The 15,357-nt window shown below is 51.5% G+C and carries 14 protein-coding genes; 2 read left to right on the top strand and 12 right to left on the bottom strand.

The features are described 5' to 3' along the window. Nucleotides 1-4: 4 nt before the first annotated feature. From potC to potA, 3 genes are read right to left on the bottom strand one after another with little or no spacing between them, the layout of a single operon-like run. Nucleotides 5-784 (bottom strand): spermidine/putrescine ABC transporter permease PotC, encoded by a 780-nt coding sequence (gene potC / locus FDX22_RS01225; protein ID WP_003030794.1) that lies wholly within the window; start codon nt 782-784, stop codon nt 5-7. Further along, the gene (potB, locus tag FDX22_RS01230; RefSeq protein WP_096757407.1) at nt 781-1,638 is read right to left on the bottom strand and encodes a spermidine/putrescine ABC transporter permease PotB; all 858 of its coding nucleotides are present in this window, start codon (nt 1,636-1,638) and stop codon (nt 781-783) included. Before potB ends, potC begins: the two co-directional genes overlap by 4 nt. Next, nucleotides 1,622-2,758: a spermidine/putrescine ABC transporter ATP-binding protein PotA gene (potA, locus tag FDX22_RS01235; RefSeq protein ID WP_096757406.1), complete on the bottom strand. Its 1,137-nt coding sequence runs from the start codon at nt 2,756-2,758 to the stop codon at nt 1,622-1,624. The genes potB and potA overlap by 17 nt, the downstream gene beginning before the upstream one ends. Nucleotides 2,759-3,008: 250 nt before the next feature. Between potA and pepT the strand changes: the two genes are divergently transcribed. After that, on the top strand, nt 3,009-4,235 hold the full coding sequence (gene pepT, locus FDX22_RS01240) for a peptidase T (RefSeq protein WP_096757405.1): 1,227 nt from the start codon (nt 3,009-3,011) through the stop codon (nt 4,233-4,235). A 105-nt stretch (nt 4,236-4,340) separates the two neighbouring features. Here the strand turns inward: pepT and roxA are convergent, their stop codons facing one another. From roxA to rluE, 9 genes are all read right to left on the bottom strand, one after another. Further along, nucleotides 4,341-5,462 (bottom strand): [50S ribosomal protein L16]-arginine 3-hydroxylase, encoded by a 1,122-nt coding sequence (gene roxA, locus FDX22_RS01245; RefSeq protein WP_096757404.1) that lies wholly within the window; start codon nt 5,460-5,462, stop codon nt 4,341-4,343. A gap of 88 nt (nt 5,463-5,550) precedes the next feature. Then, on the bottom strand, nt 5,551-7,014 hold the full coding sequence (phoQ, locus tag FDX22_RS01250) for a two-component system sensor histidine kinase PhoQ (protein WP_146716607.1): 1,464 nt from the start codon (nt 7,012-7,014) through the stop codon (nt 5,551-5,553). Next, the gene (phoP, locus tag FDX22_RS01255; RefSeq protein ID WP_096757402.1) at nt 7,014-7,685 is read right to left on the bottom strand and encodes a two-component system response regulator PhoP; all 672 of its coding nucleotides are present in this window, start codon (nt 7,683-7,685) and stop codon (nt 7,014-7,016) included. The genes phoQ and phoP overlap by 1 nt, the downstream gene beginning before the upstream one ends. A 174-nt stretch (nt 7,686-7,859) precedes the next feature. Then, nucleotides 7,860-9,230, bottom strand: a complete 1,371-nt coding sequence (purB, locus tag FDX22_RS01260) for an adenylosuccinate lyase (protein WP_096757401.1) — start codon at nt 9,228-9,230, stop codon at nt 7,860-7,862. A gap of 3 nt (nt 9,231-9,233) precedes the next feature. Continuing rightward, nucleotides 9,234-9,875 (bottom strand): high frequency lysogenization protein HflD, encoded by a 642-nt coding sequence (gene hflD, locus FDX22_RS01265; protein ID WP_117343114.1) that lies wholly within the window; start codon nt 9,873-9,875, stop codon nt 9,234-9,236. 35 nt (nt 9,876-9,910) lie between these two features. Then, complete coding sequence (mnmA, locus tag FDX22_RS01270; RefSeq protein ID WP_117342946.1) at nt 9,911-11,017, bottom strand: tRNA 2-thiouridine(34) synthase MnmA; 1,107 nt, start codon at nt 11,015-11,017, stop codon at nt 9,911-9,913. Nucleotides 11,018-11,070: 53 nt separating this feature from the next. Then, nucleotides 11,071-11,532 (bottom strand): NUDIX hydrolase, encoded by a 462-nt coding sequence (locus FDX22_RS01275; protein ID WP_117342947.1) that lies wholly within the window; start codon nt 11,530-11,532, stop codon nt 11,071-11,073. A 10-nt stretch (nt 11,533-11,542) separates the two neighbouring features. Then, a complete protein-coding gene (locus FDX22_RS01280; protein WP_146716608.1) occupies nt 11,543-12,472 on the bottom strand; it encodes a hypothetical protein in 930 nt (309 codons plus the stop codon). Nucleotides 12,473-12,515: 43 nt separating this feature from the next. Beyond that, nucleotides 12,516-13,139, bottom strand: coding sequence for a 23S rRNA pseudouridine(2457) synthase RluE (gene rluE / locus FDX22_RS01285; protein ID WP_096757397.1), 624 nt, complete (start codon nt 13,137-13,139; stop codon nt 12,516-12,518). A 202-nt stretch (nt 13,140-13,341) separates the two neighbouring features. On the opposite strand from rluE, the gene icd reads away from it, so the two are divergent. After that, the gene (icd, locus tag FDX22_RS01290) at nt 13,342-14,592 is read left to right on the top strand and encodes an NADP-dependent isocitrate dehydrogenase (protein ID WP_146716609.1); all 1,251 of its coding nucleotides are present in this window, start codon (nt 13,342-13,344) and stop codon (nt 14,590-14,592) included. The last annotated feature ends 765 nt before the right edge of the window (nt 14,593-15,357 follow it).

The following is a 15,357-nucleotide window of genomic DNA, read 5'->3' on the forward strand; positions in this document are numbered from 1 at the left end:
CCTGTTAGCGGCCTTTAGTTTTATCACGTGCAATAAGCTGGCTGGCGATAACCATGACCAGCGACAGAACCAACAAAATGGTGGCCAGCGCATTAACTTCTGGTGACACGCCGACTTTAACCATTGAGTAGATTTTTAACGGCAGAATTTCATAACCTGGTCCAGTGACGAACGATGAAACAACCACGTCATCCATCGACAGGGTAAAGCTCAGTAACCAGCCCGCAGCGACCGCTGGCATTGCCAGCGGCAGAATGATTTTGCGCAGAATAGTGACTTCGCTGGCGCCCAGGTCTTTTGCGGCTTCCAGCATTCGCACATCGAATCCTTTCAGGCGTGAGTACACTGTCACCACCACAAAAGGCAAACAGAAGGTGATATGCGAGAACAGCAACGACCAGAACCCCAGTTGAATACCGATCAGCATAAACAGCACCAGCAGTGAAATCGCCATCACGATATCCGGCGACATCATCACCACGAACAGCATACCGCTGACAAACGGTTTACCGCGAAAACGGTAGCGGTAAAGCGCAACCGCCGTCAGTGAGCCGATCAGGGTGGCAAAGGTTGCGGATAACACGGCCATCGTCAGTGAATGCTGTGCCGCCTGCAGCAGGCTGTCGTTGTTCATCAGCAGGCCGTACCATTTAGTGGTAAAGCCTTGCCAGTTGATGCCAAAGCGCGAGCTGTTAAAGGAGTTCACAATCAAAATAATGATTGGAATGTACAGATACGCGTAGATGGCGGTCATGAAACCACCGCGAAGCAGTCGACCGATCATTCGAGTTCCACCTTTTTATTCAGCAAGCGGGAGGCGCGCCAGTAAACTAATAACATCAGTCCCATCACGATGGTCAGGGTAATGCTGGTGGCGGCACCAAACGGCCAGTCACGAATGTTCAGGAACTGAACTTTTATCACGTTACCAATCAACAGGTTTTTCGCGCCGCCCATTAGATCAGACACGTAAAATAACCCCATGGCTGGCAGCATCACCAGCAGGCAACCGGCGATAATTCCCGGCATGGTCAGCGGAATGATGATGCGGGTGAAGGTCTGAAATTTGCTGGCACCCAGATCGCGCGCGGCTTCCAGTAGCGGCTTATCGAGTTTCTCAATGCTGGAATAAAGCGGCATAACCATAAACGGCAGCAGGATGTAAACGAGGCCGATAATGACCGCGCTGGGGGTGAACATAATGCGAATGGGGGTATCAATGACCCCGAGCCACAGCAGAAACTCGTTGAGATAGCCTTTGGTACTGAGGAAAATTTTGAGTCCATAGATGCGAATAAGCGAGTTGGTCCAGAACGGAACAATCAGCAGGAACAGCAGCAGTGGACGCACTTTTTCCGGCAGTTTTACCAAAAACCAGGCAAACGGATAGCCGAGCACCAGGCAGGCGAACGTGGCAATCAGCGCCATATTGAGGGAGTGAATCAACACCTCAAAGTAGAGCGGATCGAGCAGGCGAGCATAGTTTTCCAGCGTAAAGACCATTTTGACGAAATTCGCATCGTCACGGGTCAAAAAGCTGGTGCCAATGATCATCAGGTTGGGCAGGAAGACAAATAACACAAGCCAACCGACAATGGTGACGATCACCACACTCTGGAATTTACTTGTGTTCTTCATCAGCCAGTACGACCTCCCAACTTTCTACCCAGTTAATGGCCATTTTCTGGTCCAGAGAGTGATCGAAGTCAGGATCGTCTTCGTTGAAGAATTCGCTAACCATCACCATCTTGCCATTTTCCAGTTCGACAACCGACTCCAGCGTCATGCCTTTGTAGTTGCGCTCACGCACGTAGCCGATAAGTCCTTCGATGTGGTTGTCATCGTTGATCTCATCTACGCGCAGATCTTCCGGACGCAGCAAAACATGCAGTTTTTGTCCCGGCGTAACGGCGAAATTCACGTAGATGTTGCACTCTCGACCTTCAACGTTAGCACGAACGCGTTGTTCATCCAGACGTTCAATAACCGTCGCGTTGAACATATTGATCTCACCGATAAACCCGGCGACGAACAGATTTTTCGGCTCTTCGTAAATTTCTCGCGGCGTGCCGTCCTGCTCAATTTTACCGTCACGCATCACCACGATACGGTCTGACATGGTCAGCGCTTCTTCTTGATCGTGAGTGACAAAGACAAAGGTGATACCGAGCTTACGCTGCAGCGCTTTCAGTTCGTTCTGCATCTGCTTACGCAGTTTGTAGTCCAGCGCGGAGAGCGATTCATCTAACAATAGCAAACGAGGTTTGTTGACCACTGCACGGGCAATTGCCACACGCTGCTGCTGTCCACCGGAGAGTTGATGGGGTTTACGCTGGGCAAACTCTTCCAGTTGCACCATGCGCAAGGCTTCGGTGACGCGAGGTTGAATGTCGGCAGTCGGGGTCTTTTGCATGCGCAAACCGAAGGCCACATTCTCGAACACGGTCATGTGGGGGAATAACGCATAACTTTGGAATACGGTGTTCACGTAGCGGTTTTCCGCAGGTACGTGAGTGATATCCTGGTTGTCCAGCATGATATGACCGGAATCAACCGTTTCAAGACCCGCAATCAGGCGAAGAACGGTTGTTTTACCGCAGCCAGAGGGGCCGAGCAGCGTGAGAAATTCGCCATTGTTGATGGTCAAATCCAGGTCGGAAATCACCTCTTTGCCATCGAAACTTTTGCGAATTCCCGCTAATTGCACCAGTGGAGAAAGCGAACGCGGTTGTTTATTCAATTTTTTACTCTGTCCCATGTAAACGCAACGGATGGCTGACCGCTGCGGGGTTTGTGGTTAACCACCTTGATGACTCTTAATGAGGGCGATTATTCTACGGCAAACCATTGTAATCGCCAATCCTTGTTGCGAATTACTGACTTACCCTTATAGTCAGAAGGGGTGTCAGAGACAAATATTCTCACTTGCGGGGATAAAAATGACCTGACGCAATATTTGTCTTTTCTTGCTTATTGATAATGTTGTCACGAAAAGTGAGGGTGACTGCATGGATAAACTACTTGAGCGTTTTTTACACTACGTGTCGCTGGACACTCAGTCCAAATCGGGTGTGCGGCAGGTACCCAGCACTGAGGGGCAGTGGAAGCTATTACAGCTGCTCAAACAACAGCTTGAAGAAATGGGGCTGGTTAACGTTTCATTAAGTGAGAAGGGAACACTGATGGCAACGTTACCCGCAAACGTTGCCGGTGATATTCCCGCGATTGGCTTCATTTCTCATGTCGATACCTCACCGGATTTCACGGGTAAAAACGTCAACCCGCAAATTGTTGAAAACTACCGTGGGGGCGATATTGCGTTAGGCATTGGTGATGAAGTTCTGTCGCCGGTGATGTTCCCGGTGTTACATCAACTTTTGGGACAAACGTTGATCACCACCGACGGTAAAACCCTGCTGGGAGCGGACGACAAAGCCGGAGTGGCGGAGATAGTGACCGCGCTGGCTGTGTTGAAGCATAAAAACATTCCCCATGGCGATATTCGTGTGGCCTTTACGCCCGACGAAGAGGTGGGTAAAGGGGCGAAGCACTTTGACGTCGCCGCATTTGATGCGAAGTGGGCTTACACCGTTGATGGGGGTGGCGTGGGTGAACTGGAGTTTGAAAACTTCAACGCGGCGTCGGTCAATATCAAAATCGTTGGTAACAATGTGCACCCTGGTACCGCAAAAGGGGTGATGGTGAATGCGCTGTCGCTGGCTGCTCGTATCCACGCAGAGGTTCCGGCAGATGAAAGCCCGGAAACGACCGAAGGTTACGAAGGTTTTTACCATCTGGCGAGCATGAAAGGCACCGTTGATCGGGCGGACATGCACTACATTATCCGTGATTTTGACCGTAAACAGTTTGAAGCGCGCAAACGTAAAATTATGGAGATCGCCAAAAAGGTTGGCAAAGGGTTACACCCGGACTGCTATATCGAACTGGTGATTGAAGATAGCTATTACAATATGCGCGAGAAAGTGATTGAGCACCCGCACGTACTGGATATTGCCCAGCAGGCGATGCGTGATTGCGACATTGAGCCTGTGCTGAAACCTATTCGTGGCGGCACCGATGGTGCGCAACTGTCGTTTATGGGATTACCGTGCCCGAATCTGTTCACCGGCGGCTACAACTATCATGGTAAACATGAGTTTGTGACGCTGGAAGGAATGGAAAAAGCGGTGCAGGTGATCGTGCGTATTGCCGAATTGGCCGCGAAACAAAAATAAAGAGTGTGTAGAGGCCGGATGGTGGCTTGCGCCTTATCCGGCCTACAGATACCTCATTCCGTGGGCCGGATAAGCGAAGCGCCATCCGGCGCAGTCACTACTAATTTACCCTTCGAAGAACCAGTATCCGCTGTTAACCAGCGCGGCCAGCATGGCGAGGAAAGACGGATCTTCCAGCGCATCTTCAAAGTTCTCGGCTGTCAGCACAATATGGCTGGCCAGCGCCTCGAGGGCAGGGCGATGCGGTGAGTTAATTTTTTCACCGTTGACGTAAACCTCGTCGCCGACACGGATAACGCGTAATCCGCCCAGACGTACCAGCACATCCCCTTGTTTCAGCGCGTCGTAGATTTCGTCGGGCTGATAAGGTGGCTCCGGCGGGGCGACATCCAGCTCATGACGCGACTGGGAAATAAACTCACCAAACCACTGTTTGAAATGTTCAGGTTGATTAATCAGCCCCAGCATCATTTCACGCAGTTTATCCATTTCTTGTGGCAGAACATCCGCCGGATGGTCGCGCGGCGGCAGGTCCGGGTCGCTGTAATAGGTGCTGCCCAGCTCACGTTGCAGAACGTAATCGGCGAATCCGCTGATTAACTCCCGGGCGTTCGGGGCGCGGAAACCGACAGAATAGTTCATCGCGTTTTCCAGCGCGTAGCCTTCGTGCGGGAATCCTGGCGGGATATACAGAATATCACCCGGCTCCAGCTCCTCATCAATGATGGCCTCGAACGGATCAACCTGCAGCAGGTCCGGGTGTGGGCAGTGTTGTTTTAGCTGGAGTTTTTCGCCTACGCGCCAGCGACGACGACCGGTGCCTTGAATGATAAACACATCGTACTGATCCAGGTGCGGACCAACGCCGCCGCCGGGCACGGAAAAGGAGATCATCAGGTCATCAATACGCCAGTCCGGTAATTCGCGAAACGGACGCATCAGCGCGGCGGTCGGTTCGTGCCAGTGGTTGACGGCCTGGACCAGCAGCGACCAGTTGTTCTCGCCGAGATGGTCATAGCTTTCGAATGGACCGTGGCTCACCTGCCATTTACCGTCCTGATGGCTGACCAGTCGGCTGTCGACTTCGCTTTCCATCGCCAGTCCGGCCAGTTCATCAGGGGAAAGCGGATCGATAAAGTTTGTAAAACCACGCTTTAAGACCACCGGGCGCTTTTGCCAGTGGCGTTCGAGAAAGTCGGGCCAGTTGAGGTTTAATTGGTATTCCATAATGCGCATCCGCAGACTGTTGGTTGCTCCGATTATAACGGATGCTTAACCGGATAAGTGATCCCGGTACATAAATATTACAAACAACTTACTCGTCTTTATGCCCCGGATGCTGACGGCCAAAAATGACCTCCATGCGCGCGCCGCCTAACAGGCTATCGCCTGCGATAATTTGCCCGTCATACTGCTCGGTAATTTCGCGAGCTACCGCCAGCCCCACGCCTTGCCCGGGGCGTAAGGTATCCACACGCTGGCCGCGATCAAAAACCACTTCACGCTTGGCTTGTGGAATGCCAGGACCGTCATCTTCCACCAGAATATGTAGGCGATCGTCGGACAGCTGAGCGGAGATCTCGACGAACTCCAGACAGTATTTACAGGCGTTATCCAGCACGTTACCCATGACCTCGACAAAATCATTCTGCTCGCCGACGAAACTGATTTCGGGTGAGATATCGAGACTAATAGTGACGCCTTTACGCTGATACACCTTATTGAGGGCGGAGGTTAGCTTATCCAGCAAAGGGGCAACCGGGTGCAGTTCGCGGCTGAGCAGGGCGTTACCACCGCGCATGCTGGCGCGATGCAGGTAGTAGCCAATTTGCTGGGAAATGCGGCTAATTTGTTCCAGCATCACGGGTTCGGCATCGGTTACGCTCATCTTTTCATTGCGCATCGAGCGTAGCGTGCTTTGCAATACCGCCAGCGGTGTTTTCAGGCTATGGGTGAGATCGGTTAAGGTCGTGCGGTATTTATCGTAACGCTCACGCTCACTTTTCAGCAGTCGGTTGAGGTTACGTACCAGGCTAGTTAGTTCCCGCGTGGTGGCGGGATTGAGCATTTCACGGTGATGCTCCTCAAGTTCTCGGACCTCACGCGCCAGTGACTCGATAGGCCGTAAACTCCACCAGGCGGCGACCCATAGCAGCGGGATCACGAGCAGCAAGTTGGCGACCAATACATAGATAAACCAGCTCCAGACCATATATGAGCGCTTGAGCTCAATGGGGATAGTGTCGACAACGACAATGGTAAGCTGAGGCATGCGGGCGGTCTCAGGGTAGACGTTTACCGCCACCGAGTGGGTCATTTCGGCATCGTTATCATCTTCTCTGACTTCTTTAAGCTGCTGTTGCGCGGAGTGATCTTCGCGCAGCAACGTGCTGGTGGCATCGACATCGGCTTCTATTTCATGAAAACCATTCGTTTTTAACCAGTCCGGCTGAATACTGTGCGTCAGCCAGGGGACATCGCGTTGTGCCCACAACAATTTGCCATTTTCATCGTAGATCAGCGACATGGTGGGGCTTTGCATATCGAGATGTTCAGGCAGTTCGACCTGGAGCTTGCCGTCTTCCCATTTCGCGAGGGTGTAAAACAAGTTACTTTCACCGCGCAGAAGACGAAATGTGGTCTTATCAAAGCTTACACTGTAACCCACCAGCGCGACCATGCCATAGGCCAGTGAAAGCACAAGGACAACGCCAGCGGTCGCCAGCAAAAAGCGTACACGCAGCGATAACGGGAAAAAATGACGCAATAATTTGTTCATTAGCGCAGTTCGAAGAGGTAGCCCTGTCCACGTACGGTGGTGATCACGTCATCCGGATATTGCGCCTGAATTTTTTTGCGCAGACGTCCCATCAGTACATCGATGGTGTGGCTTTCACGCAGTTCTGCATCCGGATAAAGTTGTAGCATCAGTGAGTCTTTGCTGACCACTTTGCCGTTATTGCGGATCAGCGTTTCCATGATGGTGTATTCAAACGCGGTGAGTTTGATAACCTCATCATTCACTGATAATTCGCGGCGGGAAAGGTCAACCTGAAAAGGCGGCAGCGAGATAATTTGCGAGGCCAGGCCGCTATTGCGGCGCATCAGTGCCTGCATGCGGGCGACCACCTCTTCAATATGGAAAGGTTTTGTCACGTAGTCATCAGCCCCAGCGCTGAGCACTTCCACTTTATCCTGCCAGCCTTCGCGGGCGGTCAACACCAGAATGGGGAGCGAAACGTCATTGCTGCGCCAGCGGCGGATCAGTGACAAGCCATCTTCATCGGGCAGACCTAAGTCGACGATCGCAATATCTGGCAGATGTTCGTTAAGGTAATAATCTGCTTCCTTTGCATCCTCAGCATCATCAACCTGGTGGCCTGCATCCTGTAACTGAACCTTCAGGTGGTGACGTAATAAGGCATTATCCTCAACAACCAGTACGCGCATCTTCGTTTCTCCCTAAATTGACGGTATGAATAGTTTAACGCTGATTATGTGGCTGTGGGGATAAACATTTAATAAACCGAGGGGAATGTCGGAAGGTGGCATGAACGCCACATCTGGCCTACGCGGGATAAATGTAGGCCAGATAAGCGTGAGCGCCATCTGGCGCAGGATTGATTACTTCAACTCATCAACCATGGTGATGGCGCGACCAATATAGTTGGCTGGCGTCATCGCTTTCAGGCGCGTTTTCTCGTCTTCTGGCAGGGCCAGTCCGTCGATAAACTGCTTCATGCCTTCGGCGTCAACGCGCTTGCCGCGGGTCAGCTCTTTCAGCTTCTCGTACGGTTTTTCAATGCCGTAACGACGCATAACGGTCTGAATCGGCTCGGCCAGCACTTCCCAGTTATGGTCCAGTTCATCCAGCAGATGATCGCGGTTTACTTCCAGTTTGCTCACACCCTTCAGTGTGGACTGATACGCGATCAACGCGTAGCCAATTCCCACGCCCAGGTTACGCAGAACGGTAGAATCCGTCAGGTCACGCTGCCAGCGGGAAACCGGCAGTTTGCTTGCCAGGTGCTGCAGTACCGCATTAGACAGGCCCAGGTTGCCTTCGGAGTTTTCGAAGTCGATAGGGTTAACTTTGTGCGGCATGGTGGAAGAACCAATTTCACCGGCAATGGTTTTCTGTTTGAAGTGGTTCAGCGCCACATAGCCCCAGACGTCGCGGTCAAAATCGATCAGGATGGTGTTAAAACGCGCGACGCAATCGAACAGCTCAGCAATGTAGTCGTGCGGCTCAATCTGCGTGGTGTACGGGTTCCACTGAATACCCAGCGAAGTGACGAATTCTTCACTGAACTGATGCCAGTCAACTTCCGGATAAGCGGCGATGTGGGCATTATAGTTACCGACGGCACCGTTGATTTTACCGAGAATTTCTACCTGGTTTAGCTGGCGATACTGGCGCTCCATACGGTATGCCACGTTAGCCATTTCTTTGCCCAACGTAGAGGGTGTTGCCGGCTGGCCGTGCGTACGGGAGAGTAGGGGAATGTCACGATACTGCACGGACAGGTCTTTTACCGCATCGATAAGCTTGCGCCAGTATGGCAGGATCACTTCATCGCGGGCGGTTTTCAGCATCAGCGCATGAGACAGGTTGTTGATATCTTCTGAGGTACAGGCGAAGTGGATAAACTCGGAAACAGCGTGCAGTTCCGGGATATCAGCGACTTTTTCTTTCAGGAAATACTCAACGGCCTTCACATCGTGGTTGGTCGTGCGTTCAATGGTTTTGATGCGCGCGGCATCTTCTTCATTGAAGTTAGCGACGATCGTATCAAGGAAACCGATTGCGTCGGCAGCAAAAGCAGGAACTTCCTTGATCGCTGCGTGCGCGGCCAGTTTTTGCAGCCAGCGTACTTCAACCTGTACACGGAATTTCAGCAAACCGTATTCGCTGAAAATCCCGCGCAGCGCGCTGACTTTATCGCCGTAGCGTCCATCGACAGGGGAAACGGCGGTCAGTGAGGATAATTCCATAGATCACAACTCCGGGGTTAAATGAGCAAGAATTTGTTTTGCCTGAGTGGTCAGGCGATTACGAGAAAACATGAGTTGCAGACGACCGCCACCGACCTGGTGCCAGAGTACGGCAGCACGAATACCAGCCAGAAGCGACGCGCGGACTTTTGCCTGAACCTGCGGGCTCTGGAGGATAGCTGGGGATCCCGTGACCTGAATACGTGGGCCGAGCGGGCTGATGACGTCAACATAAATGCCCGCCATTGCGCTCATTAACGTTTCTGACTGCAAATCGAAATGGTCTAGCTGGCGCTGCAGGCCATTAATACGGTCCCCCAGCGTGTCCATTGCGCCCTTGGCGGCTGACAGCTTGCGCTCCAGCACCATCAGGCTCAGGGTATAGCGGGTGAGTTCCGCGTTCAGTCCCTGACGACTGCTGGCGTTCAGTACACCGAGCAGCGTTTCAAGGCCCAGACGCAGATTGGCTTCACTGCCACCAAACACGCCCAGCGTAGAATTGGGATTCATATCAATAACACTGTTGAGTGAAACGTGTAGTGCATCGGCATCACAGTGCCCCTGGTGTGCCAGTTGTTGCACCAGGCGAGCCGACTGGCAAATGCCTGCCAGAGCGAGGGTGATGTCATAATAATTCTTTGCCACGTTCACTGCTTCCTTGTATTAGATATGTAGATAAATTATACCGGCAGAGGCAGGCGCTGCTCGATAATTCCGCCACCGAGGCACACTTCGCCGCAGTAAAAGACGGCCGACTGACCTGGCGTCACCGCCGCAACCGGCTCGTCAAAAATCACTTCAATACGTTCGTCATCCAGCGACTTAACGGTGCACGGAATATCGGTCTGACGATAGCGGGTTTTCACCGTACAGCGCATTGTGCCGGAGAAGGGTTCGCGATCGACCCAGTGCAGCTGTTGCGCGATCAGGCCAACGGACATCAGACGCGGGTGATCGTGACCCTGAGCGACAACCAGAATGTTGTTCTCAACGTCCTTATCGACCACATACCATGGATCCTCGGTCCCTTCTTTGGTTCCGCCGATACCCAGACCTTTACGTTGGCCCAGAGTGTGATACATCAGCCCCTGGTGCTGGCCGATTTCTTCGCCATCCACGGTGATGATTTTTCCTGGCTGAGCCGGAAGGTAACGGCCAAGGAACTCGCGGAATTTACGTTCACCAATAAAGCAGATGCCGGTGGAGTCTTTTTTCTTCGCGGTAATCAGGCCCAGATCTTCGGCGATTTTGCGCACCTGCGGTTTTTCCAGTTCACCGACCGGGAACAAGCTTTGGGCGATCTGCTCGTGACCGAGCGTATAGAGGAAATAGCTTTGGTCTTTATTGCCGTCGAGTCCACGCAGCAGGCGGCTTTTGCCGTCGACGTCCGCGCGGCGCACGTAGTGACCGGTGGCGATGAAATCGGCACCTAAATCTTCAGCGGCAAATTCGAGGAAGGCTTTAAACTTAATTTCTTTGTTGCACAGAATATCCGGGTTTGGCGTACGACCCGCTTTGTACTCTTCAAGGAACAACTCAAAGACGTTGTCCCAGTATTCTGCGGCAAAGTTAACGGTATGCAGTTCAATGCCGAGTTTGTCGCAGACTGCCTGCGCATCTGCAAGATCGGCAGCAGCGGTACAGTATTCCTCACCGTCGTCCTCTTCCCAGTTCTTCATGAACAGGCCTTCAACCTGATAACCCTGTTGTTGCAACAGCCAGGCAGAAACGGAGGAATCGACACCGCCGGACATGCCGACGATCACTTTTTTTGGGCTTTCAGACATAGGAATACTCACGACATTGAACTTAAAGGCGGCATATTCTATCACGCAGCCCTTTACTTGACACCCTCTGTAAACGGCCAGTTAAATTCTCCGATCATTGCCAGCGGATACCGTTGCCCGCTCTGATAACAGCGAATGCTCTCAGCAACCAGCGGCGAACGCAGGTTCGGTGCAGATAAAATCGCTTCAGCGCTGACCCAACGACAGCAATCTATATCGTTGTCATGCGGCTCAGTAGCGCACATATTGGCAAGCTCAATAGAAAACAGAAAACGCAAGAACGGGGTTCTGTCCGGGGCTATCCATTGATGCATGCGAATAAAATGCTGCGGCTGCGCGGTGATGCCGGTTTCTTCCCACAGTTCGCGTGCAGCGGCTTGTACCAAGGTTTCGTCCGCTTCCAGATGCCCGGCAGGCTGGTTCCATAACGCTTTGCCGTTGATGGTTTCCTCAACGACTAAAAACTTATCCTCGGCATGTACAATGCAGGCGACGGTGACGTGCGGTTTGAACATGGTTCACCTCTTATTCTTCTTTAAAGCCTTCAGACACATCTGGCCAGCTGATCTCACCCGTGGCTTTATCGATACTGATATAGGCCACCGGAGGGGAGGTTTGTGGATCGGCGGCACCCCGGCAAAATTCGGTTTGGTGGTCTTCGCGCACGATGATTTCAATCGCGTTTTTCGCATTCCAGCTCTCATAAAAAACACATTGATAGTCATAACGCAAACTGAGAGTGGCGACTCGCGTGGCTGTATCTGTAGAGAGTGGATTGATGTCGTCGCGATAGCGGTCACCGCTGTTTAAAGGTTGCAGCTGTGATTTTTTCAACCAGCCGCGCACGCTATGACGATCGGCGGTGTAATAGACCACTTCAATAAAATCGTCTTTGGACTCTTCCTGAGCAGAAACCACGTCGCCGGGAACCAGGAATACGGAACTGTTGTGACACTGTGCATTTGGCATTGAATAGAATCCAGCGCGCGAGCTGCCGATGACCTGATAATGGTTGCTGGTGGCGGGGGGCATTTTTTCGCGTTGTGACATCGCTTTATTGGCCCATGTCTGGCAGGCAGGGCTAACAGGAAGCGGGTTAGCTAACGGCGTGAGTCCGTCGGCGGTAACCCAACCGGTAGCGAAAGTGCCGTTTGCGCCCCGGTAGCGGACGTAACGAAAAGGTTCGTCTTTGGACAGCATGCCTGTGCTTTCATAACGCTGCGAACTTCTGAGTACCTCTACAGTGTCGCTATTGACCAAAAACGCCGGGAGCTGGCATCCGCTGGCCGGTGCAGAGTAGAAATGCAGACGAGAGTCAGCGCTGACGTTGGCAGTGGCGTAAAGATAATTTGCCTCTCCCGCCGCGATCCCGGCGAGCGTTTCACAGTCCTGTTTTGCATAACAAAATGGTGAAACTCCGCACAACATGAGCGCTGCAACGATCCGTTTATCCATATGCCGTGTTCTTCCCTGTTAATAGTTGCGTTAAAAATGGATGCTACGGCTGCAGCTCACGCCATTCGCCGTTGGCGAGGTTATCCAGCGTGTAATCACCCATGGCATAGCGGATTAACCGCAGCGTGGGGAAACCCACATGCGCCGTCATGCGTCTCACCTGACGGTTACGCCCCTCATACAACGTGATTTTCAACCAACGGGTGGGAATGCTTTTGCGCTCGCGAATCGGTGGATTTCGCGGCCACAGCCAGTCAGGTTCGGCAACAACCTCAACGCCTGCCGGCAACGTTGGGCCATCATTGAGCGTCACGCCATTGCGCAGGGCATCCAGCGCCTCTGGCGTCGGCTCTCCTTCGACCTGCACGTAATAAATTTTTCCGGTGCGCTTACCCGGCTGCGTCAATCGGGCCTGTAATGCACCGTCATTGGTCAGTACCAACAGGCCTTCGCTGTCCCTGTCCAGGCGCCCCGCAGCATAGACGCCCTGTACGGGAATAAAATCTTTTAACGTGCTGCGACCCGCTTCGTCAGTAAATTGTGGCAAAACATCGTAGGGTTTATTGAACAAAACCACGCGTTTTGGCTGGTTTTCTTTACGCTGTTTAGTGACTTGTCGTGAGCTGAATCGCTCAACCCGGTGATTTCTAAAAGAAGTTTTTTGCATGGTATTTTCAGATTATATCAATTGCCGCATTATAGCCTAAGAACGAGTGTCTTTCATGGCGGCGAACAATAGGGTAGTATTGACACGCTCATTACAAATCATTAACAAAAAGTTGCTCTAACGCATCCGTGTAGCAGGACGCAAATGCACATGCAGCGTGATGACAGACGAGCAGAACCAGAAGCGCTCGAAGGAGAGGTGAATGGAAAGCAAAGTAGTTGTTCCGGCGGAAGGTAAGAAGATCACCCTGCAAAACGGCAAACTCAACGTTCCTGAAAATCCGATTATCCCGTTCATTGAAGGCGACGGTATCGGCGTTGATGTAACCCCACCGATGATCAAAGTTGTCGATGCTGCTGTCGAGAAAGCCTATAAAGGCGAGCGTAAAATCTCCTGGATGGAAATCTACACCGGCGAGAAATCCACTCAGGTATACGGCCAGGACGTCTGGCTGCCTGCTGAAACCCTTGATCTGATTCGTGACTACCGTGTTGCTATTAAAGGCCCACTGACTACCCCAGTTGGCGGCGGTATTCGCTCACTGAACGTTGCACTGCGTCAGGAACTTGACCTGTACGTGTGCCTGCGTCCGGTTCGTTACTACCAGGGCACCCCAAGCCCGGTTAAACATCCTGAACTGACCGACATGGTCATCTTCCGTGAAAACTCTGAAGACATCTACGCTGGTATCGAGTGGAAAGCCGACTCTGCTGATGCAGAGAAAGTGATTAAATTCCTGCGCGAAGAGATGGGCGTGAAGAAAATTCGCTTCCCGGAACATTGCGGTATCGGTATCAAACCGTGTTCCGAAGACGGGACAAAACGTCTGGTGCGTGCGGCGATTGAATACGCCATCGCCAACGATCGTGATTCTGTTACCCTGGTACATAAAGGTAACATCATGAAGTTCACCGAAGGCGCGTTCAAAGACTGGGGTTACCAGTTAGCGCGTGAAGAGTTTGGTGGTGAACTGATCGACGGCGGCCCGTGGGTGAAAATCAAGAACCCGAAAACCGGGAAAGAGATCGTTGTTAAGGACGTTATCGCCGATGCGTTCCTGCAGCAGATCCTGCTGCGTCCGGCAGAGTATGATGTTATTGCCTGTATGAACCTGAACGGTGACTACATCTCTGATGCCCTGGCAGCGCAGGTTGGCGGTATCGGTATCGCGCCGGGTGCAAACATCGGTGACGAATGTGCACTGTTTGAAGCCACCCACGGTACTGCACCGAAGTATGCGGGTCAGGATAAAGTGAACCCAGGTTCCATCATCCTGTCTGCTGAAATGATGCTGCGCCACATGGGTTGGACCGAAGCGGCTGATTTAATTGTTAAAGGTATGGAAGGCGCGATCAACGCCAAGACCGTAACCTATGACTTCGAACGTCTGATGGAAGGCGCTAAATTGCTGAAATGTAGCGAGTTTGGCGACGCGATCATCAAGAACATGTAATGCCGTAGTTTGTTAAATTTATTAACGGGAGCGTAACGCTCCCGTTGTTTTTTGTTAGTCTGCTAACGGTTATCAAAATTTTATCAAAACAAGTTATCAAAACCCGCTTGGGAGTTTGGAGTAGGCTGGTCGGTCAGATGATAGTTCTACTGCCAGCTTCCCATTATGTATTCCTCGGCTTTATATTATTTCTGGTAGACGCTCGCTAATATTTAGGTTCGCTTTTCACGAGAGGTGGATATTGAACATCTTGTGCTCTTAGCTATCATAGACTTTAATAATCTGTACGAGTCCTTTGAATCTATTCTAAGCAACAATTCCGCAAGCCACAGTACTTGGCAGAGGGGTTGTTTGAAAAACAACCTGTTATATTGATTGAGAATGGCATGTAAGGACTCCATTATAAAAGGTATAAGGCATCACAATTTCGTGATGCCTTTAATTTATTAAATTCCAAAGTAGTTGGTGTATAAATAAGCAAATCCATACCTTGTTTTGCTACCGACCATATATGGAGTTATAATTTTGTTCGCAATCAAAATCTGCTTGAATTCTGAAAGGGTTCCAGACTTAATGATTTCATCATCTTCGTGATTTTTCTTAATTTCTTCTAGAAGTCGGTCAAAACTACTCTCATTGAGTACATTTCTTTTGAAACCAGGGCTTACTTTATTATTGGATAAATCTAAACAGAAGCATTTTACGAACTCATTACCTTGTTGAAATCTGGCTGGTAGAGCATTATCCGGTCTTCACTCAGGGGCA

Origin of the sequence: Citrobacter sp. TBCS-14 (assembly GCF_005280805.1) — a bacterium.
Lineage (GTDB): Bacteria > Pseudomonadota > Gammaproteobacteria > Enterobacterales > Enterobacteriaceae > Citrobacter > Citrobacter gillenii.

What these genes read in the sequence shown, in the direction of transcription:
- potC (WP_003030794.1), bottom strand. Translation starts at nt 784, where the DNA reads ATGATCGGTCGACTGCTTCGCGGTGGTTTCATGACCGCCATCTACGCG.
- potB (WP_096757407.1), bottom strand. Translation starts at nt 1,638, where the DNA reads ATGAAGAACACAAGTAAATTCCAGAGTGTGGTGATCGTCACCATTGTC.
- potA (WP_096757406.1), bottom strand. Translation starts at nt 2,758, where the DNA reads ATGGGACAGAGTAAAAAATTGAATAAACAACCGCGTTCGCTTTCTCCA.
- pepT (WP_096757405.1), top strand. Translation starts at nt 3,009, where the DNA reads ATGGATAAACTACTTGAGCGTTTTTTACACTACGTGTCGCTGGACACT.
- roxA (WP_096757404.1), bottom strand. Translation starts at nt 5,462, where the DNA reads ATGGAATACCAATTAAACCTCAACTGGCCCGACTTTCTCGAACGCCAC.
- phoQ (WP_146716607.1), bottom strand. Translation starts at nt 7,014, where the DNA reads ATGAACAAATTATTGCGTCATTTTTTCCCGTTATCGCTGCGTGTACGC.
- phoP (WP_096757402.1), bottom strand. Translation starts at nt 7,685, where the DNA reads ATGCGCGTACTGGTTGTTGAGGATAATGCCTTATTACGTCACCACCTG.
- purB (WP_096757401.1), bottom strand. Translation starts at nt 9,230, where the DNA reads ATGGAATTATCCTCACTGACCGCCGTTTCCCCTGTCGATGGACGCTAC.
- mnmA (WP_117342946.1), bottom strand. Translation starts at nt 11,017, where the DNA reads ATGTCTGAAAGCCCAAAAAAAGTGATCGTCGGCATGTCCGGCGGTGTC.
- FDX22_RS01275 (WP_117342947.1), bottom strand. Translation starts at nt 11,532, where the DNA reads ATGTTCAAACCGCACGTCACCGTCGCCTGCATTGTACATGCCGAGGAT.
- FDX22_RS01280 (WP_146716608.1), bottom strand. Translation starts at nt 12,472, where the DNA reads ATGGATAAACGGATCGTTGCAGCGCTCATGTTGTGCGGAGTTTCACCA.
- rluE (WP_096757397.1), bottom strand. Translation starts at nt 13,139, where the DNA reads ATGCAAAAAACTTCTTTTAGAAATCACCGGGTTGAGCGATTCAGCTCA.
- icd (WP_146716609.1), top strand. Translation starts at nt 13,342, where the DNA reads ATGGAAAGCAAAGTAGTTGTTCCGGCGGAAGGTAAGAAGATCACCCTG.